The sequence below is a fragment of the Mesorhizobium sp. USDA 3734 genome, assembly GCF_056279665.1.
In genome coordinates, this window is sequence record NZ_JBWCCW010000001.1 from 4086422 (window position 1) to 4105463 (window position 19042).

20 protein-coding genes are annotated in these 19042 nt (G+C 62.9%); 8 read left to right on the forward strand and 12 right to left on the reverse strand.

Annotated elements, in window-relative coordinates; all coding sequences use genetic code 11:
* Positions 1–135 precede the first annotated feature (135 nt).
* Both ACZ89F_RS20055 and ACZ89F_RS20060 read left to right on the forward strand, forming a co-directional pair.
* On the forward strand, positions 136–1290 hold the full coding sequence (locus ACZ89F_RS20055) for a PA0069 family radical SAM protein (RefSeq protein WP_136621603.1): 1155 nt from the start codon (positions 136–138) through the stop codon (positions 1288–1290).
* A 154-nt stretch (positions 1291–1444) separates the two neighbouring features.
* The gene (locus ACZ89F_RS20060) at positions 1445–2140 is read left to right on the forward strand and encodes a ribonuclease HII (protein ID WP_476093743.1); all 696 of its coding nucleotides are present in this window, start codon (positions 1445–1447) and stop codon (positions 2138–2140) included.
* 238 nt (positions 2141–2378) lie between these two features.
* Here ACZ89F_RS20060 and ACZ89F_RS20065 read toward each other — a convergent pair whose 3' ends face one another.
* From ACZ89F_RS20065 to ACZ89F_RS20095, 7 genes are all read right to left on the reverse strand, one after another.
* Complete coding sequence (locus ACZ89F_RS20065) at positions 2379–2870, reverse strand: F0F1 ATP synthase subunit B (protein ID WP_126068361.1); 492 nt, start codon at positions 2868–2870, stop codon at positions 2379–2381.
* Positions 2871–2880: 10 nt separating this feature from the next.
* Positions 2881–3480, reverse strand: coding sequence for a F0F1 ATP synthase subunit B (locus ACZ89F_RS20070; RefSeq protein ID WP_476093744.1), 600 nt, complete (start codon positions 3478–3480; stop codon positions 2881–2883).
* Positions 3481–3543: 63 nt separating this feature from the next.
* The gene (locus ACZ89F_RS20075; protein WP_006206606.1) at positions 3544–3768 is read right to left on the reverse strand and encodes a F0F1 ATP synthase subunit C; all 225 of its coding nucleotides are present in this window, start codon (positions 3766–3768) and stop codon (positions 3544–3546) included.
* Positions 3769–3852: 84 nt separating this feature from the next.
* Entirely contained in the window at positions 3853–4611 is a 759-nt protein-coding gene (locus ACZ89F_RS20080; protein WP_183444605.1) for a F0F1 ATP synthase subunit A, read from the reverse strand.
* A 59-nt stretch (positions 4612–4670) separates the two neighbouring features.
* Positions 4671–5078: an AtpZ/AtpI family protein gene (locus ACZ89F_RS20085; RefSeq protein WP_476093745.1), complete on the reverse strand. Its 408-nt coding sequence runs from the start codon at positions 5076–5078 to the stop codon at positions 4671–4673.
* 254 nt (positions 5079–5332) lie between these two features.
* The gene (locus ACZ89F_RS20090) at positions 5333–6517 is read right to left on the reverse strand and encodes a cell wall hydrolase (RefSeq protein WP_476093746.1); all 1185 of its coding nucleotides are present in this window, start codon (positions 6515–6517) and stop codon (positions 5333–5335) included.
* Positions 6518–6666: 149 nt separating this feature from the next.
* Complete coding sequence (locus ACZ89F_RS20095; protein WP_476093747.1) at positions 6667–7959, reverse strand: MFS transporter; 1293 nt, start codon at positions 7957–7959, stop codon at positions 6667–6669.
* Positions 7960–8077: 118 nt separating this feature from the next.
* Between ACZ89F_RS20095 and ACZ89F_RS20100 the strand changes: the two genes are divergently transcribed.
* Both ACZ89F_RS20100 and ACZ89F_RS20105 read left to right on the forward strand, forming a co-directional pair.
* The gene (locus tag ACZ89F_RS20100; RefSeq protein ID WP_476093748.1) at positions 8078–8998 is read left to right on the forward strand and encodes a LysR substrate-binding domain-containing protein; all 921 of its coding nucleotides are present in this window, start codon (positions 8078–8080) and stop codon (positions 8996–8998) included.
* Positions 8999–9228: 230 nt separating this feature from the next.
* A protein-coding gene (locus ACZ89F_RS20105) for an IS5 family transposase (RefSeq protein WP_476093749.1) occupies positions 9229–9995 on the forward strand; the annotation gives its coding sequence in 2 pieces (ribosomal slippage) (positions 9229–9553 and positions 9553–9995; 768 coding nt in all).
* Positions 9996–10070: 75 nt separating this feature from the next.
* Here ACZ89F_RS20105 and der read toward each other — a convergent pair.
* Together der and ACZ89F_RS20115 are read right to left on the reverse strand one after the other, a co-directional pair.
* Positions 10071–11501, reverse strand: a complete 1431-nt coding sequence (gene der / locus ACZ89F_RS20110; protein ID WP_476093750.1) for a ribosome biogenesis GTPase Der — start codon at positions 11499–11501, stop codon at positions 10071–10073.
* Positions 11498–12163, reverse strand: a complete 666-nt coding sequence (locus ACZ89F_RS20115; protein WP_476093751.1) for a tetratricopeptide repeat protein — start codon at positions 12161–12163, stop codon at positions 11498–11500. The genes der and ACZ89F_RS20115 overlap by 4 nt, the downstream gene beginning before the upstream one ends.
* A 214-nt stretch (positions 12164–12377) precedes the next feature.
* On the opposite strand from ACZ89F_RS20115, the gene ACZ89F_RS20120 reads away from it, so the two are divergent.
* Positions 12378–13385, forward strand: coding sequence for a polysaccharide deacetylase family protein (locus ACZ89F_RS20120; protein ID WP_476097319.1), 1008 nt, complete (start codon positions 12378–12380; stop codon positions 13383–13385).
* Between the two features lie 36 nt (positions 13386–13421).
* Here the strand turns inward: ACZ89F_RS20120 and sbmA are convergent, their stop codons facing one another.
* From sbmA to ACZ89F_RS20135, 3 genes are all read right to left on the reverse strand, one after another.
* A complete protein-coding gene (gene sbmA / locus ACZ89F_RS20125) occupies positions 13422–14681 on the reverse strand; it encodes a peptide antibiotic transporter SbmA (RefSeq protein ID WP_476093752.1) in 1260 nt (419 codons plus the stop codon).
* A gap of 113 nt (positions 14682–14794) precedes the next feature.
* Positions 14795–15955: a YbfB/YjiJ family MFS transporter gene (locus tag ACZ89F_RS20130; RefSeq protein WP_476093753.1), complete on the reverse strand. Its 1161-nt coding sequence runs from the start codon at positions 15953–15955 to the stop codon at positions 14795–14797.
* A gap of 117 nt (positions 15956–16072) precedes the next feature.
* Positions 16073–16297, reverse strand: coding sequence for a hypothetical protein (locus tag ACZ89F_RS20135; protein ID WP_476093754.1), 225 nt, complete (start codon positions 16295–16297; stop codon positions 16073–16075).
* A gap of 95 nt (positions 16298–16392) precedes the next feature.
* On the opposite strand from ACZ89F_RS20135, the gene ACZ89F_RS20140 reads away from it, so the two are divergent.
* Genes ACZ89F_RS20140 through ACZ89F_RS20150 form a run of 3 tightly spaced genes read left to right on the forward strand, consistent with a single transcriptional unit; the run spans position 16393 to position 19019 of the window.
* Positions 16393–17385 (forward strand): LysR substrate-binding domain-containing protein, encoded by a 993-nt coding sequence (locus ACZ89F_RS20140; RefSeq protein ID WP_476093755.1) that lies wholly within the window; start codon positions 16393–16395, stop codon positions 17383–17385.
* On the forward strand, positions 17382–18638 hold the full coding sequence (locus tag ACZ89F_RS20145; protein WP_476093756.1) for an aminopeptidase: 1257 nt from the start codon (positions 17382–17384) through the stop codon (positions 18636–18638). Before ACZ89F_RS20140 ends, ACZ89F_RS20145 begins: the two co-directional genes overlap by 4 nt.
* Before the next feature lie 18 nt (positions 18639–18656).
* Entirely contained in the window at positions 18657–19019 is a 363-nt protein-coding gene (locus ACZ89F_RS20150; RefSeq protein WP_476093757.1) for a DUF488 domain-containing protein, read from the forward strand.
* The last annotated feature ends 23 nt before the right edge of the window (positions 19020–19042 follow it).

Genomic DNA, 19042 nt, shown 5'->3' on the forward strand with positions numbered 1-19042 from the left:
GGAAAGCGCGGCACAGCGCCAGTTATTGCAGCGCACCATAAAAAGTTCTTGCTTTGTTCTCATCGACAAAATAGGAATAATTTCATGAACAGAGCGATTCGACACAACATGGACAGTCCCTGGGAGCGGGCGAAGATGGAACAGATCGTGCGCGCCGACATTGCAGCTTTCGGAGCAGGAAGAGCCGAGATGGCCAATGCGATGATCGAGCAGAGTGGCGTGCGCGTCCGACCGGACCGCAACCGCGGCAGGTCGGCGGGCATCAATCCGTCCGGCCGGTTCGAGCCGGTCAGCCGGCATGTGTTCGACGATGGCTGGAATTCACTGGAAGAACTGCCGCCCTTCAAGACCGAAGTGCAGGTCGAGAAGCCGCGCACCATCATCACCCGCAACGAATCGCCCGACATCTCCTTCGACCGTTCGATCAACCCCTATCGCGGCTGCGAACATGGCTGCGTCTATTGCTTTGCCCGGCCGACGCACTCGTTCATGGGCCTGTCGCCGGGTCTCGATTTCGAATCGAAGCTGTTCGCCAAGCCGGACGCGGCGCGATTGCTCGACAAGGAGTTGTCGAAGGACGGATACCAGCCGCGCACCATCGCCATCGGCACCAACACCGACCCCTACCAGCCGATCGAGAAGCAATACCGGATCATGCGGGAGATCCTCGAAGTGCTGGAAGCGCGCGGCCATCCGGTCGGCATCGTGACAAAATCCGCTCTGGTGACGCGCGACATCGATATCCTGTCGCGGATGGCGGAGCGCGGGCTCGCCAAGGTGGCGCTGTCGGTGACGACGCTCGATCGCATGCTGGCACGCACCATGGAGCCCCGCGCGTCGACGCCGACCAAGCGGCTGGAGGCGATCCGGCAGCTTTCGGATGCCGGCATTCCGGCTTCGGTCATGGTGGCGCCGATCATCCCCGGCCTGACCGACCAGGAGATGGAACGCATCCTCGATTCGGCACGTGCCGCCGGCGCCCGTGAGGCAGGCTATGTCGTGCTGCGCCTGCCGCTGGAAGTCAGCCCGATCTTCAAGGACTGGCTGCTGCGTCATTATCCTGATCGCTACCGCCATGTGATGTCGCTGATCCGCTCGATGCGCGACGGCAAGGACTACGATTCGGAATGGGGCAAGCGCATGAAGGGCGCCGGTCCCTATGCCTGGCAGATCGGCCGGCGCTTCGAGATCACCGCCAAGCGGCTCGGCCTCAATGCCGAACGGCGCACGCTGCGGACCGACCAGTTCGTTGCCGCCGCCAAGGATCAGTTGCAGCTGACGCTGCTTTGAGACTGCAAATCACCGCGGCGGTTTGATCTGTCGCAGAGCCCAAGAATCCCGTCCGGCCTGCCCCGGCCTGCAGACGGTGCCCTCCCGGTCCGGCGCCCCACCCGACCCGGAGGGACTTGCGGAGAATCGGAGCCGATGCGAACCTCGCCGCAACATGGCTCGCGCGCGTTCCGATTCTCCGCTTCTCTTTGAGATCATCGAGAAACCCGACTTCTCCTTCGAGACGAAGGCGATGGCGGACGGCCTGTGGCCAGTCGCCGGGATGGACGAGGCCGGCCGCGGCCCCTTGGCCGGCCCGGTGGTCGCCGCGGCGGTGGTGCTCGACCCCGCCAACATTCCGGACGGGCTCGACGATTCCAAGCGGCTCAGCCATTTGCAAAGGGAAGCGCTGTTCCTGCGCATTCTCGGCTCCGCGCAGGCGGTTTCCATGGCCTCCATCAGCGCCGAGGGTATCGACGGCAGCAACATCCTCAAGGCCAGCCTGGAGGCGATGCGCCGTGCCCTGGTTGGGCTGTCGGTTCAACCGAAGCTTGCCCTCGCTGATGGACGCGACGTGCCGCCGGGGCTGCCTTGTGAAGGGCGCGCGCTGATCAAGGGCGACCAGCGTTCGCAGTCGATCGCCGCCGCCTCGATCGTCGCCAAGGTGATGCGCGACCGCATGATGTGCGGCTGCGGCAACCATCACAACCGCTACGGCTTCGAAGTCCATATGGGCTACGCCACGGTCCGCCATCGCACGGCGATCGAAGCGCACGGCCCGGTCGCGCGGCTGCACCGCGTGTCGTTTGCGCCGTTCAGATTGGGCGGCGTTGAGGTGGCGGAAGAAGAGAGCCTCGTCGGATTGGATTGAGCTGAGCGGCTGCGACAGCAGTCTCCCCCCTCGAGGGGGAGATGGCCGGCAGGCCAGAGAGGGTCGCCGCGCGTGAAGCGCCGACCTTTTCTTCGCTACAAGATGGCGTCGCGCCCAGTCGAGCCGACCCCCTCTGTCGCCTTCGGCGACATCTCCCCCTCGAGGGGGGAGATTATCCGCGCAGCAAAAAGCCGCCAGGTTTCCCGGGCGGCTTCGTTTCTTCTTCAGTGCAGGAGGCTCAGTTCAGCTTCGACTTCACATCCGCGAGCGAAGCCTTGAACAGGTCGGCGCCGGCCTTGGCGTCGATCTTGCCGGCGAGCAGCGTGCGTGCTGCTTCGACGGCGATATCGACGGCGCTGGCACGGACTTCGCTGATGGCATCACGCTCGGCCTGGCCGATCTTCTGTTCGGCAAGCGCGGTGCGCCGGACGACGTAGTCCTCGGTTTTCTTGTGCGCGTCCGCCGCAAGCATGTCGGCTTCGCGCTTGGCGGCAGCGACGATGTCGGCGGCCTCCTGCTCGGCTTCCTTGCGCTTGCGCTGGTACTGGCCGAGCAGTTGCTGGGCCTCCTCACGCAGCCGGCGCGCTTCATCCAGCTCATTGCTGATCCTGGCGGCACGGGCGTCGAGCGCCTTGGCGATCATGCCAGGCACCTTGATATAGACGGCAACGCCCAGGAAAATGATGAGGGCTATCGTGGCCCAGAGCGTCGCGAGAGATGTGTAATCCATGATGCGCTCCTCACCGGGCCACGGATTTGACCGCGGCCGCGATCTCGGCCTTGCTGGCCTTGCCACCGACCAGGGCCTCGACGATCGCCGAAGCGGTGTCCTCGGCGATGCTGCCGACTTCCTTCATGGCATTGGCCTTGATGGAAGAAATGCGGGCTTCGGCCTCGCCAAGCTTCGCATCGAGCGCGGCCTCGACCTTCTTGCGCGCGGTCTCGGCTTCCACCTTGGCCGCATCGTTGGCCTGCTGGCCGATCGCGTTGGCCTTGGTCTTGGCTTCCGCCAGTTCCTGCTCGTAGGCAGCAACGGCGGCATCGGCCTCGCCTTTCAACTTGGCTGCCTGGTCGAGATCCTTGCTGATGCGATCGTTGCGGACATCGATGATGCCCCCGACGCGCGGCATCACAACCCGCTTCAGGAAGAGGTAGAACAGCCCGAAGGTGATCGCCAGCCACAGAAGCTGCGACGGGAACGTCGCCGGATCGAATGGCGGAAACGTGCCATGCGCTTCAGCAGGCACGCTGGTGCCGGAATGCGTGTCGCCTTCCGTCGCAGCATGGCTGGTATCGGCTGATGGCGCGGACTCTTGCGCAAAGGCAGATGTCACGAACATGGACTATCCCCGAAATTCAGGCCCGCCGCTTGCGCGGCCGGCCTGTCCAATCTTCCCGAGTGCTCAGCCGAACAGGGCCAGAAGCGCGATGAGAAGCGAGAAGATGCCCAGAGCTTCGGTCACGGCGAAGCCGAAAATCAGGCGGCCGAACTGGCCATCAGCAGCCGACGGGTTGCGCAGAGCGCCCGCCAGGTAGCTGCCGAAGATGTTGCCGAGGCCAATGCCTGCGCCACCCATGCCCAGGCAAGCGATGCCGGCGCCGATGTACTTTGCTGCTTCTGCGTCCATTTGTTCAACTCCTTTGGATCTAAAATTCCGTTGCGATTCCATCCGGCGCCAATGTTGGAAAACTCTTGGGCCGGAAACTCTTGATCAGTGCCCGGGGTGCAGGGCGTCGTTGAGATACATGCAGGTCAACACGGCAAAGACGTAGGCCTGCAGGAAGGCGACCAGCAGTTCCAGTGCCGTCAGCGCCACCGCCATTGCCAGCGGCAGGATCGAGCCGGCGACGCCGACCGCGCCGAGCGCGCTCAGGCTGACGACGAAGCCGGAGAACACCTTCAGCGTGATGTGGCCGGCGAGCATGTTGGCGAACAGACGAACCGAGAGGCTGACCGGGCGCGACACGAAGGAGATCACCTCGATCAGCACCACCAGCGGCAGCAGGAAGACCGGCACGCCATGCGGGACGAACAGCTTCAGGAAACCGAAACCATGCTTCATGAAGCCGTAGATGACCACGGTTGCGATGACCAGCACGGCAAGGCCGAAGGTGACGATGATGTGGCTGGTGACGGTGAAGAAATACGGGAACAGGCCGAGCAGGTTGGCGACGAGCACGAACATGAACAGCGAGAATACAAGCGGGAAAAACTTCATGCCTTGCGTGCCGGCGGCGTCGCGCAACATGTTGCCGACGAACTCGTAGGCCATCTCGGAGACCGACTGAAGCCGGCCAGGAACCAGGCTGCGGCTCGAGGTCGTGAGAAACAGAAACGCCGCCGCGACAACCACGGTTGCGACCATGAACAACGCCGAATTGGTGAAGGACAGGTCATAGCCGCCGATGTCGATCGGAATCAGCTTGTTGATATGGAACTGGTGGATCGGATCGACCTTGTCAGCTGCCACGTTCAAACCCCGTCAATGCCGCGTACGGCCTCGTTACCATTACCGCACATGGTGCGCGGTCATTTCTTGTCGTCTTGGTCACGGCGCGATTTATCGCCCTGTCCGAATTCTGCCACAACGCCGGCGGAACGCATCACATTGAGCACTCCGGCGCCAAAGCCAAGCAGCAAAAACACGATCAGACCCCATGGCGATGTCCCCGCCAGACGGTCGATGATCCAGCCGATGCCGGCACCCACTACGACCCCGGCGATAAACTCGCTGGAGAGTTTGAGCGCCTGGCCATATCCGGCCACACTGCCCGCTTTCGCGTCGTCTTTCCCCTCGAGCCGGTCCGGCCGCCTTGTCGCAAGCGAAGCTTCAAGGTCACGCCGGCGGCGCTCAAGATCGTCATCGCGGATGTCGGGCTCATGCTGCTTGCCGCGGCCGGTTTCTCCGGTTCCGTCTGGCCCATTCTTGTCGGCCATCGCAACCCCCCTGCCCGGTCAGACCGTCACCGTCCGTCCGCTTCTAAAGTCGCCGGCAACATAGTTAGAGGGTTTGCGCCCGTCAAGCCACGGGCGGAAGTTCATTGCCATGTATTTTAGGCAACAAAATCAAATAGTTATAAAGGTGCGACATCGTGCCCGCCGCGATGATGGCGATGCATGGCGCGAATCCCCCGGGCAATGGCTCTTCGATCGACTGCGCGCCGCGCCAAAGATCAGCAGTTGTTACGCGCTCAGCTCCAGCCGCCGCCATAGGTACGATAGAAGATATGCAGGCCGATCTTGGTCATCTTCTGCATCGTGCGCGCCCAGACGGGATGGACATATTGGGCGTAGTAGTGGGTCGACGATCCGACCTCCGGGATGAAGATCTTGCCGGCGGTGACGGCCATGGCGATATCCTGGGCGGTCTTGTAGGCGACAGGACTATCGACGCGCTTCTTCCTGCCGTCGCAGGCGAAGGAGAACTGGCAACGGTTGAACCAGCTGTCATTCTGGTAGACGACGCCGCAGATCGAATTCGGATAGGTCGGGTTGCGGACGCGATTGAGGATGACCTGGGCGACGGCGGCCTGGCCGCGCACGGATTCGCTCCTCGCCTCGAAATAGATGCCGTTGGCAAGGCATGCCTGCTCCTTCTTGGAGAAGACACTGGCGGGCAGCGGGTTCTGGATCCACGAATGATCGCCCTTGGCCATCGGCGGAATGAAGCGGCCGTCATTGGGCTGCTCGTCCTGAAGCAGGGCTTCAAAGGGCGATGCCTTGGCATAGTCGGGCTCGGACTGCGCATAGGCGGTCGCCAGCACATCCGGATGGTCGTTGTTGACCAACGAAGCGAGCATGGCCGGCACGCCGGGATCCGGCTTCTTGTCCTCGCGTGCATGGAACGCGGCTGCGATCTGGATTTCCTTGCCTTTGATCTGCGGCTTGGCGAAGGCCATCTTCAGGCCGCTGTCCATGCTGGGCCGCAGCAAGGAAGAGGTGCGCTCGAAGATCGAGCCGGCATTGAAGTTCTTCGGCGGCGCCACGGGAGACATCTGGACGATGCGCCCTTTCTTCTCGGCGCGCACGACGCGATCCTCGTCAGGCGTGCCGCTGACCTTGCCGCCCTTGCCGCGAAACGACACGTTGCCGACACCGGCCAGATGGACGCCCGACCCGGAGATGGAGCCGGTGACGTCGGAATCGATGAAGGGCATCTCGGCCGCATGGGTCGAGCCAGCAATGGATTTCTCGACATAGGAATTCCAGCGCGTGCTCGATGCTTCGAGGCCGGAAACGAGGCTCGTCATGTCCTGGTAGGCAGCGACGGTCGGAAAGCCGATCCAGATGCCGAGACCGATGACGAATGGCGCCAGAAAGCCACGTTTTCTCTCACCGGCGGCGGCAACCAGCCGCTTCAACACACGTCGATGCACGGAACTCTCTCCAGGAACGCTACAGACCCCACTGGAGAGCAAAATGATGCATTAACCTTGATGGGACGTTAACGGGTTCGATCGGGTTTTCCCGGTCGGCTGGAGGTGGTGGTTCCGAAGTCGGGCGGTTTTGCGGCCGGCATGCGAACTCAGGCCGGGCGCAGGAAGATCGGCCAGGCGAGCAGCGCGCAGATGGCGGCCGCCAGCCAGACGCCGGACCATGACCAGAGGTGCAAGAGCCCCGGAATGGCCACCGGCACCAGGAAGAAGCCGACGAAAACGAAGCTGTTGGCAAGGCTGAGCGCGGTTCCGACATGGCCGGCACCGGCAAGCGTGGCAAGCTCGGTATAGGCGACGCCGTGCCATGCGGAGACCGAGATGCCCGCGACAATCAGCACGACGGGAAGGACAGCCATCAGGAAGACCTGTCCGCCCGGTATGGCGGGACTGACCAGAACCAGCAACCAAAGCACCAAGAAGGCAAGCGCGCTGAGCGCACTGCACAAGCGAAGGAACTCGCGGCGGTTGCCGTGGCGGTCGGTGAAGCGGCCGCTCCAGATACGCATGACCATGGCGCCGATCTGCACGGCGGCGAGGCTCGCGCTGATCGCGGCCGTTCCCAGTCCGACAAAATCATGCAGGAACACGGAGGCGAAGGTGAGCACCGCCACTTGCGGAAAGCAGAGCAGGCCGATGGCGGTCGCGATACGCCAGACGTCGCGATTGCGAAGCGGCGCCGGCCCGGCCACAGTTGACGAAGCGAGGTGGCCCTCGCCCGCCGTCGGCGGCTCGTGCAGCCAGCGCCACGCGAACAGGGCCGAGAGCGCGGATGCACCCGCCAGAACCCCGAACACCGCGCCAAAGCCGAAAGCCAGGGCAAGCGCAGGCAGCACGAGCGCACCAAGGCCGCCGCCAAGCGGCACCGCCGTCTGCCTGATGCTCATGGCAAAGCCGCGCTCGTTTTCCCGGAACCAGCCCATAATGGCGCGGCCGCTCGAACCGTTGACGCTGCCGCCGAGCAGTCCGGTGATGAGCAGGCTCGCGGAGAGAAGCGTGACGCCGGGAATACCGGTCCTTGTCGGCACGACCAGCATCGCCATGACCAGGAGCCACGCCGCCGTCGCGCCGAGCCCGATCAAAAGCACGCGGCGATCGCCCCAGCGGTCGGTGAGCAGGCCCCAGGGCAGTTCGCTGAGCGCGACCCCCAGCCCGAGAAGGCCGAGTGCCAGGCCGAGTTCCGCATTGCCCAGATGATAGCCCTGGCGAAGCACGACTGCCGTTGCCGGTATGCCGGAGAAAGTGGCGGAGAAGCTGGCATTGGCGGCAACGCCGATGCCCAGGACCTTCCAGCGATGGCCGGGCTTGAATGCCCTCCCGGCGGAACCGGTATCTTCCAGAAGTTCCGGCTTCTGTCGGTCAGTGCAATTGACAATGGCGGACATGATTTCATTCCCGTGCTGGCCAGTGGTCTGGCCTTGACGGTCTGTTTCTAGCGCCGTAGTTTCATCCTTAAAATCAGGAATTTTTAAACTTACCATCCTGAAAAGCAGGACTAACAATATGCGACGCGTGACATTCGACCTCGACGTCCTGCGCAGTTTCGTCACCGGCATGGAGCTGGGCAGCTTTGCCAAGGCGGCCGACCGGCTTGGCCGGTCGACATCGGCGGTCAGTGCGCAATTGAAGAAACTGGAAGAACAGGCGGCGACGCCGATCTTTCGCAAATCGGGACGCGGCCTTGGCTTGACCGAGGCGGGCGAAACCATGCTCGGCTATGCACGCCGGCTGATCGAACTGAATGACGAGGCGGCATCCGCCATCCATGACGTCGAGCTCGAGGGCTGGGTAAGGCTCGGCCTGCAGGAGGATTTCGGCGAGGCGGTGCTGCCTGACGTGCTCGGCCGCTTCGCCCGGGCGCACCCCAAGGTCAAGATCGAAGCCAGGATCGCGCGCAGCCATGAGCTCGCCGAACGGGTCATGTCAGGCAGCCTCGACATCGCGCTCGCCTGGCATAGTGGCGAGACACTGCCCTACAGCCAGCATGTCGCCGATGTGCAGATGCGCTGGATCGGCCCGGCAAAGCGCATCGAGACCAGCCTGCGCCATAGTGAGCCACTGCCGCTGGTGGCGCTCGAGGCGCCATGCCTGTTGCGCACGGTGGCAACCGAAACGCTCGACAGGGCGGGGCTGTCGTGGCGGATGGCCTTTTCCAGCCAGAGCCTTGGCGGCATCTGGGCAGCGGTTGCGGCAGGGCTGGGGCTGACGATCCGAACCGACATCGGCCTGCCGGCCAGCGTCAGCGCGATGACGCCTGAGATCGCCGGATTGCCGGCGCTGCCCAAGATGGCGTTGTTCCTGTATCGCAAGGACGCCGAGGCCGAGCCCGTGGCGGCCCGCCTCGCCGACATCCTGCTGGACGCCGCGCGGCAAGCACTGCCTGAAAATGCGCGGACGGATGAGAGGTTGAGAGAAGTCGCTTAGGTTCTTGGCCGAAACGACCATAGTTTCGTCATCCTGGGGCGAAGCAAGGAGCGAAGCGACGCAGCGCAGACCCCGGGATCCATGCCGCGACTTCAAAGCGCTGCAGCGGTGCAGAAATTCTGCTCCGCTGCATTCCTCGGCAAAGGTAACGGCATGGATCCTAGGGCGCGTACTCAACCCTTGCATGGCCTTTGAAGCAGTGATTCAACGCCTTTGATTAGGAGGCGATGATGGCACGCTACGATCTAAGCGAAGCAGAATGGCAAATCGTGGAACCGCTTTTGCCGCCACATGGCTTGGGCAAGAAGCGGGTCGACGATCGGCGGGTGGTCAATGGCATATTTTATGTTCTGAGGACCGGATCGCCTTGGCGCGATCTGCCCGAGCGGTATGGCCCCTACACCACGGTCTACAACCGCTTCAACCGTTGGGCCAAAAGAGGTGTCTGGTTGGCGATGTTTGAAGCGCTGGCGGCTAAGTCACCACAGTCTTTGCACCTGATCGACAGTTCGATAATCCGCGCCCACCAGCATGCGGCGGGAGGTAAAAAGGGGGTCCGGATAACGCCATTGGCCGTTCTCATGGCGGACTGAGCACCAAGGTCCACGCGCTCGTCGATCAAGACGGCCTGCCGATCCGTCTCCTCATCTCGGAGGGAAAGGCATCCGACAAGACATTCGCCCCGCAATTGATCGAAGGGCTGGCGCCAGCAAAGGCGCTTGTCGCCGACAAAGGCTATGACAGTTGGCCGTTCGTCGCCCTTGTTGCCGAGACTGGCGGGTGCGCTCACATCCCGACCCGTCGGCACGTAAAGGCAAAGAGATTTGTCGCGCCAGACCTCTATCGCGAGCGAAACCGCATCGAGCGCTTCTTCTGCAAACTCAAGCAGTTCCGCAGGGCCGCTACCCGCTTCGACAAACTTGGTCGAAACTTCCTCGCAACTCTTACCCTCGCCTCCCTAAGGATTTGGCTGCGACACGTTGAGTCCACGCCCTAGGGTCTCCGCGACGGAGCTTCGCTCCTGCTCCGCCCTAGGATGACGAAGCCGAGGGGCGTCGGCCAGCCGCGCCGTTCATTTGCGCTTGTTCGACCTGCCGGCGAACGGATTGTCCGACGTGCGCAACGCAATGCGGATCGGCACGCCGGGCATGTCGAAGGCTTCGCGCAGGCTGTTGGAGAGATAGCGGACATAGGATTGCGGCATCGCATCGGGCCGCGAGCACTGGACGACGAAACCCGGTGGCCGGGTCTTGGCCTGGGTGACGTATTTGACCTTCAGCCGGCGCCCGGCCACGGCAGGTGGCGGATGGTGCGCCAGGATGCCTTCCAGCCAGCGGTTGAGCTTGCCGGTCGAGACGCGGCTGTTCCACACCTTATGGGTCCTGATGACGGCATCCATCAGCTTGTCGAGGCCACGCCCGGTCTCGCCGGAGACGGGTACGGCCTGAAGGCCGCGCGCCTGGGGAAGAAGCCGTTCCGTCTTCTCGCGCAATTCGGCCAGAAGCTCCTGGGGATGGTCGATCAGATCCCATTTGTTGAAGGCGATCACCGGCGCCCGGCCTTCCCTGATGATCAGGTCTGCGATCTGCAGATCCTGCTTCTCGAAAGGAATGGTGGCGTCGAGCACGATGATGACGATCTCGGCGAAGCGGATGGCGCGCAGGCCATCCTGCACCGACATCACTTCCAGCTTTTCGTGGATCCTGGCCTTGCGGCGCATGCCGGCCGTATCGAACAGTTTTAGGCGGCGGCCATGCCAATCCCAGTCGACCGAGATCGAATCACGGGTGATGCCGGCTTCCGGTCCCGTGAGCAGCCGTTCTTCGCCGATCAGCGCGTTGATCAGCGTCGACTTGCCGGCATTGGGACGGCCGACGACAGCGATGCGCATCGGCTTGGTGTCGTCATAGGTGTGCTCGGCATCCGGATCGGCGATATCCTCGCCGATCAGAACCTCGCCGGCAGCGACGTCTTCGTCTTCGCCATCTTCTTCGCCGAAAGCACGTGCTTCGCCGAGCGCGCCGATCACGGCATCGCGCAGGTCGGGCATGCCCTGGCCATGTTCGGCCGAAACCGGGATCGGTTCGCCAAGGCCGAGTTCCCAGGCCTCCAGCATGCCGCCCTGGGCGCCCTTCGCCTCGGCCTTGTTGGCGACCAGCACCACCGGCTTGCCGGACTTGCGCACGATCTCGGCAAAGGTCCTGTCGTCAGGCAACAGCCCCGACTTGGCATCGATGGTGAAGAAGATCAGGTCGGCCTCGCGGATGGCGATCTCGGTCTGCGCACGCATGCGGCCGGGCAAGGTCGAAGCGCCCGCGTCCTCGAAGCCGGCGGTGTCGATGACATCGAAATGCAGGTCGTAAAGCTTGGCGGCATGGACGCGACGGTCGCGGGTAACCCCCGGCGTGTCGTCGACAAGCGCCAGCTTCCTTCCCACCAGCCGATTGAAAAGAGTCGATTTGCCGACGTTAGGTCTGCCGATGATGGCGACTTTGAAGGTCACGACGCACTGCCCGACCCGCGGATCAGCTCGGACATCAACGTTGCGCGCTCGCGGGTGTTGCGCGGGGCGCCGTCATCGGCGGCGATCTGGTCGAACAATTTCAGCGCATCCTGGGTCTTACCTTCCTTCCAGGCGGAAAGGCCGAGCGCCTCGCGCGCCGTATGGCGCAGCGTGTTGGTGTCGGATGTGAGCGCCTCGACACGGCTGGAGACATCGGCAAAGGAGCCATGGTCGACAAGCAGGAGTGCTGCCCGCAGCCGCGCCATGTGGCGAATGCCCTGGGGAATAGCCGTGTCGGCGGCGACTTCGTCGAAATCCTTGACGGCGGCGTCGATGTCGCCCTTGTTGGCCTTGACTGTCGCGCCGCGCATGCGGGCGAGCAACGGATAGGCGCCGTAGCCGTCCTTCTCCAATTGATCGAGCGCGGTCAGCGCTTCATCGTTCTTGCCGTCATTGGCCAGCTTCAGCGCCTGCGAGAACGCATCGCCGGAGCGGTTGGCGCGCGTCTCGTCCCAATAGCGATAGCCGACGAAGGCGGCGGTGCCGAGCACCACGAGGATCGCAACGACAATCAGGGCGGGGCCAAAACGGTCCCACAGCGCCTGCGCCTGTTCGCGACGAATCTCGTCGTTGACTTCACGGATAAAACTATCGTCGGACATCAATCAAACCATTCCTGCCCGGTCGGGCCCTTGTCAGCCCGCGTTTTAGCGAAATTTTGCCGGCATGGAAGGGGTTCAACCGGAAAATCGCCTATTCCCCAGGGCAAACGGATGTTTGCCCTGGGCAAGCAGCCGAAAAGGCCAATCGCATCCACGCCACATTTAGGCGATAGCCGGCTTCGAGACGTCCCCTAGAGTGCAGATCAGATTGCCGATGTATCGTCCGTTCCGCGTTATTGCGTTTTCCCTCGCCGCGCTCGCCACTGCCGGCGCGGCTTTGGCCGATCCGCCCGCGCCACCAGCGCCAGCAAAGCCCAAGCAGGTCGTCATCATCTCGTTCGACAGCGCCCGCGACATTTCGCAGTGGAAACGCAGCCGGGCACTGGCTGAGCTCACCGGCGCGCATTTCACCTATTTTCTGTCCTGCGTCTTCCTGCTGTCGCCGGAAACACGCAAGGAATACACCGCACCCGGCAAAAGCGCCGGCAAATCCAACATCGGCTTTGCTGCCTCGAAGCAGGAAGTCACCGAGCGGCTCGAGCAGATCGGCCTTGCCGCGCATGAAGGCCACGACATCGCCAGCCATGGCTGCGGCCATTTCGACGGCAAGGACTGGAGCAAGGCCGACTGGCTGAAAGAGTTCAGTTCGTTCGAGCATATTCTCGAGAACGCCTATGCGATCAACGGCATTGCACCCGAGCCTGAGGGCTGGCGAGATTTCGCGCGCCATGCGGTGGTCGGTTTCCGAGCGCCGTATCTGTCGACCAGCAAGGCGCTCTACGAGGCGCTCCCGGCGGCCGGCTATCAGTTCGACGCGAGCGGCGTCTCGCAGGGCCCTGCCCGACCGACGGCCGGCAACGGCATCATCCACTTTTCGCTGCCGCAGATTCCGGAGGGACCCAAATCAAGGCCGGTGATCGCCATGGACTACAATCTCTATGTCCGCCATTCCGGCGGCTTCGAGCGGCCAAGCAAGGCGGACGAGTTCGCCAACCGGACCTTTGACGCCTTCCGCACCGCCTTCGACATACAGTATGGCGGCAAGCGCATTCCGCTGGAACTCGGCTTCCACTTCGCGCTGATGAATGACGGCGCCTACTGGAACGCGCTGGAGCGCTTTGCCGGCGAGGTCTGCGTCAAGGCAGATGTCGAGTGCATCAGTTTTCGCGATTATGTTTCGCGACAGGATGCTGCCCAGAAGCAGGCTTCGGTCGGCGGCTGACCCGCCCAACCGGTTCGATTTCCAAAAGCTCGGTCTCTAGGCCGGATCCTCGGCGCCCTGTCTTGCCAGATAGCGCTGGTCGATATCGGGCAACGGCTCGCCTTGCAGCGTCGCCTCGAAGGCGCGCAGGCGTTTGTGGACCGATTGCAGCTCGACGATGGTCGACCAGGAGGTGAGCAGAAACTGCAGCGATCCCGTCACCTTGCCGAATGCGTTCGATATCTGGTTCAGCGCGCCGAACGTTATCTTGTGCGCCACCAGCGAGGGCCCCAGGATCAGCAGCGAGAAAATGTTGTCAGCCTGCAGGTAGGTGTAACGGACGACGTTGAAATAGATGTAGTGGAAATAGAGCCTGAAATAATTGTGGCGAACATTCTCGAACAGCTCGGCAGTGGTGGCTGGCTGGGCCCGGTCCGCATGATCCTCGCCGTAGACGAGTTCCTTGCGGTAGGCGGCTTCGACACGCTGGTTGCGGAACTGCAGTCCTGGAAGTTTCAGGCCGGCAACCATGACCGAGATCGTTCCGAACAGACACCAGGCAAGGGCTGCGACCACCAATGGCTGCGGGATCGCGCCGATAATCGGCAACTCGGTGATATGGGCCTGCAACTGGATCATCACCGGCAGGAATGCGATCAAGGTCATGATCGACTGGACAAAGCTGGAGCCTAGATCTTCCATGATCTGCGAGAACCGCATCGTATCTTCCTGGATACGCTGCGAGGCACCCTCGATATGGCGTAGCCTGCCCCAGTTCTCGACGAAGTAGTTGTTCATCGCCGTGCGCCAGCGAAAGATCCAGTGGCTGACGATGAAGGCATTGACCACCTGCACATTCATGCCGACCAGTGCTAGCCACGAAAAATCGGCCAATCCGATGTAAAATTCGCCGTTGGTCGACTTTCCAGTCCCCGACATCAGTCCCTGCACATAGTCGAAGAAAGGCCCGTACCAGGCGTTGACGGCGACGCTGACCTGCACGTTGAAATAGATGAAGAACAGGATGACCGCGGTCATCAGGATCGACCAGCGCTGCCACGGATGCGGCGAATACCAGCTCCAGAAAGCGTAGAAGACGAGCACGCAGAACGCGAAATAGAGATAGAACCAGAGGAACGGCTTCGATACGAGGATGGCGATGCCGATGATGGGCGGCGCGCCGGCCACGGCGGGCGGCAGCCCGAAAACCGCGCCCAACTGCTCGCCGCCGAAAAACCAGAAGAGGATCGCCGCAAGGCTCCAGACGGCGGCCGAAGTGAAAAACAGCTTCGGCTGCGGGAAAAAGGATACGAACACTGTGGCGAATTCCTCAATCTAGGCGCAAATCAGCTGACTACGGCGGGCATAAAGTCACACATTAGTGGGAAAGAAAATGCCCATGCCCGATGCCCGGCACAGCAAGCCCACAATCATGGCGATTTTGGCGCAGCCGACCATGTGATGACGCCGGAAACGACAAGAGCGCCGGCCGCGACAATCGAGGCGAGGAAGAAATCACCTGACGCCTGCGCCAGAAACCCAGCGGCAACCGGACCGATGATCTGGCCAAGTCCGAATGAGGCCGTCATCACGGCAAAGATCCGGCGTGGCGCCATTGGCGCCAGCTGCCGTGCGGCCTGCAGACCAAGCGCGGTGATGGCAATGAAGGTGACGCCGAGCAGCAGGCCGCCAAGCAGCGGCCCGGTGCGTCCGCCGATGGCGACGCTTGCCGTGACGCCGACAACTTCGATGAAACATGCCAGCGCATAGGCGACATAGAGTCCGATCCGTGCGGCGATCTTCTGCCAGAGCCAGGTCGAGGGAAATCCAGCAAGGCCGGCGACCATCCACACCATGGCCTCGAAGACGCGGCTACCGCCGCCTTGCCGGACGATGGCGACCAGGAATGTCGCCGTCACCACATAGCCAAACCCAAACAGGCCGTAGGCAATGATGATCTTCAGCAGCGACCGGTCTTTCGGCAATGCCGGCTCAGGGCCAGTTTCGCCATTGGCGAGCGGACCCTCGTCCACCAGCAGCGCCACGACCACGAAACCGCAAGCCGAAATTGCCGCCGACCACAGCCAACCTGCTGCCCAGCCGGCATGTTCGGTGACCAGGACAGCCATCATCGCCGCGGACACCGCGATGCCTAGGCCAACGCCGCCGAAGTGCCAGGCCTGCAAGTCACCTCGACCGACAGCGGCGATATGGCTGAAAACGATGCTGGCCATGAACACCATGACAAAGGCACTGGCCAGACCGGCAAGAAAGCGAATGATGAGAAAGGCGACCATCGCGTCAGTCAGGCCCATCAGTGCGGCCAGGACAGTGCTGGCACCGAGACCCGACAGCATCAGCAGGCGCTCGCGCCCATGCGCCCAGCCGCCCGCCGCCGCCAGCGCGCCGACGAGATAGCCGAGATAGTTGGCAGAGGCGATCCAGCCGGCATCAGCTGGCGACAGGTGGAGCTCTTCCATCATGCCAGGCAGGATCGGAGTATAGACGAAGCGGCCGATTCCCATGGCAACGGCCAGGGCAATCATGCCGGCGAAAGCGGAGCGCAGCGCTGTCGAGGTGGGCGATATCATTGCAGCGCACAATAAGTGCGCGAGCCGGTGAAACAATCCGCCTTTTGTTGGGCCAGGGCAGCCGCAAGGCGACGCGATCGCCTCGACTTCTGTTTAAGCCGGGCCCTTGGCGTCCGCTCAGCAGCGTCCACCGGAACCGGCGCGCAATGGAGCCGTTTCGTACACGGTCCGCAGCGCCGTCAGCCTGAACGGCACATCACCAAGTTCGCGCTCCGACATGGTGTTCAGCACGGGGTGCGAAAGCGGATCGATCAGCCATCCCTGCGTCTCGCTTTCACGGCACGGCTCATACGGCGTATTCGCGACGAACAAGACCTTCAGCGACGACAACATCCTCAGCATTTCCGGCTCCGTGGGCCTGTCTCCCGTCGATAAAGTCTGCCGTTTCGATATCTCCTTCAATTGAGATTTCAGCCGGATCGGTTTAGAAAAACTCAATGGCTATGCTCAACCGCGTCCATCTGAACGGCCTTCGCGCCGTCGAAACCGTCGCCCGGCTCGGATCGCTGGCGGCCGCCGCCGGAGAGCTCAGCGTTTCCGTCAGCGCCGTCAGCCAGCAGATCAGCCGCACCGAAAAGCAGCTCGGCCAGGCACTGTTCGAGCGAACGGGGAGCGGTCTCGCGCTGACCGAGTTCGGCGCCGTCTTCGCGGCCCGCCTTGGTGCTGGATTTCGCGAGCTTGCCCAGGCCGTGGCGTTGGCCGACGAGGCGACGCAGTGCACATTGGTGGTTTCGGTGGCGCCGGCCTTTGCCTCGAAATGGCTGCTGCCGCGACTGTCGCGTCACTTCGCCCGGCATCCCAACGTGCTGCTGCGCATCGACGCGTCGGTGCGGCTGGCCGATCTCGATCACTCCGACATCGACATCGCCATCCGGCTTGGCGACGGCAAATGGCCTGGCGGGCGGGCGGAACTGCTTTTGGCGCAGGAAGTCTTCCCCGTTTGCGCACCGGTGATAGCCAGGAAACTGAAATCGATCGAGGACCTTGCCCAGACCTGCGCGATCACCGACGAGCGGGCGATGATCAACTGGGAAAGCTGGTTCGAGGCGGCTGGTGTTCCACCGGTCACCTTCCTGAAGGGGGCGCGTTTCACCGACCCGATGCTTTGCCTGGAATCGGCGATTGCCGGCCATGGCGTGATGCTGGGCTGGCAATTGCTCGCCGCGGATGCGCTGGCCGACGGGCGGCTGGTGGCGCCTTTCGGAATCCGCGCGCAGAGCGGCCTCGGCTACTGGCTGGTGACCTCCGCTGCCAAGGCCGAAAGCCGCAAGGTCCGGGATTTCAAGGCCTGGATCAGGGAAGAGATCGAGGCGACCATGGCGCAGTTCGGGGCCGCGAACACAGGAGCCGCTGGCGCGATCGAGGTGGAAAGCACCGTGGCGCCGCTCTATGGTGAGTCGGACATCAAACTACGGCAGGCAGGATCATGACCACACATTCGCGCGGCGTTTCCGCATCGATCGACCCGGTGAAGCTCGACAGGCTGGCGGAAGTCGCCATCAAGGTCGGGCTGCAATTGCAGCCGGGCCAGGATCTGGTGCTGACGTCCTCCATCGCGGCACTGCCGCTGACCCGACGGATTGTCGAACACGCCTACAAGGCCGGCGCCGGGCTGGTGACGCCGATCTTCAACGATGACGAGATGACGCTGGCACGCTACCGCTTCGGTGCCGATGCGAGCTTCGACCGCGCCGCCGGCTGGCTTTATGAAGGCATGGCGAAAGCCTTTTCCAACAATGCGGCAAGGCTGGCCGTGCGCGGCGAGGATCCGTCGCTGTTGTCGGCACAGGATCCGGCGAAGGTGGCGCGTGCCAACAAAGCGAACTCGATGGCTTACCAGCCGGCGTTGGAAAAGATCACCGGCTTCGACATCAACTGGAACATCGTCGCCTATCCGGACCTCGCCTGGGCCAAACAGGTCTTTCCCGGCGATGCCGACGATGTTGCGGTGGTGAAGCTCGCCGACGCCATCTTCGCTGCCTCGCGCGTGGATGTTGAGGATCCGATCGGCAACTGGAAAGCGCACAACGCAGCGCTGCGCAGCCGCACCGAATGGCTCAACGGCCATAATTTCCATGCGCTGCACTTCACCGGACCAGGCACCGACCTGACGGTTGGGCTGGCTGACGGCCATGAATGGATGGGCGGCGCCTCAACCGCCAAGAACGGCATCACCTGCAATCCCAACATCCCGACCGAAGAGGTCTTCACCACGCCGCATGCAAGGCGCGTCGAAGGCCATGTCTCCTCGACCAAGCCGCTCTCCTACCAGGGCACGCTGATCGACGAGATCTCGGTTCGTTTCGAAGAGGGCAGAATCGTCGAGGCCAAGGCTTCGAAGGGCGAGGACGTGCTGAAGAAGGTGCTCGACACCGACGAGGGTTCGCGCCGCCTCGGCGAGGTGGCGCTGGTGCCGCATTCCTCGCCGATCTCGGCGAGCGGCCTGTTGTTCTTCAACACGCTGTTCGACGAGAATGCCGCCTGCCACATCGCGCTCGGCCAGTGCTATTCGAAGTGCTTCGTCGACGGAGCCTCGCTCAGCCAGGACGAGATCGCGGCGCGCGGCGGCAACAAGAGCTTCATCCACATCGACTGGATGATCGGTTCGGACAAGATCGACATTGACGGCGTTCACAAGGACGGCCGCAAGGTGCCAGTGATGCGCAAGGGCGAGTGGGCCTGACCACTTGCGGAGGGGCCGATGACCTTCGACCTGGCGGTCAAGCGTATCTACGAACCACCTGCCCCCGATGACGGGCAGCGGGTTCTGGTCGACCGCATCTGGCCGCGCGGTGTCAGCAAGGAACACGCCGCGCTGGCACTGTGGCTGAAGGACATCGCGCCGAGCGACGAGTTGCGCAAATGGTTCGGACATGAGACCGAGCGCTGGGCGGAGTTTCAGAAGCGGTATCGTTCTGAGCTGGATGGGAATAGCGGGGCGGTGAGTGAATTGCGTGGCCTGCTCCGCCACGGCAAGGTGACGCTGCTTTATGGCGCGCATGACGAAGCGCATAACAATGCGGTGGCGCTGGCGGGGTATCTCAGCGCAGGCGCTCACAATTAGCCATCGCTAGCAACAGCATCGTC